This is a genomic window from Nonlabens antarcticus (assembly GCF_015356755.1).
GTDB classification, from domain to species: domain Bacteria; phylum Bacteroidota; class Bacteroidia; order Flavobacteriales; family Flavobacteriaceae; genus Nonlabens; species Nonlabens antarcticus.
The window spans coordinates 1-243 of record NZ_JADFCO010000024.1 but is presented as its reverse complement, the minus strand read 5'-3'; the positions used below and the strand labels follow the sequence as shown (position 1 = coordinate 243).

The following is a 243-nucleotide window of genomic DNA, read 5'->3' as shown; positions in this document are numbered from 1 at the left end:
TGGAAATGGCTCTCGGCCACAGGCGTTGCGGGAACCAACCGCTGATACACCATTCCGACAGGGGGCTTCAATACTGCTCCCACGACTATCAGGCGCTGCTGGAGGGAGATAATATCAAGGCAAGTATGACCGAAAAATATGATCCCTATGAAAATGCGATTGCTGAAAGGGTAAACGGAATACTCAAACAAGAGTTCGATATAGCGAGAGATATCAAAGACCTAGAACTAAAGAAAAAGCTCA

At 46.5% G+C, this 243-nt stretch carries 1 pseudogene; it reads left to right on the top strand.

The annotated features are described in order from the left end of the window. Window positions 1-243: pseudogene (locus tag IQ282_RS00105) on the top strand (DDE-type integrase/transposase/recombinase); the annotation flags it as partial.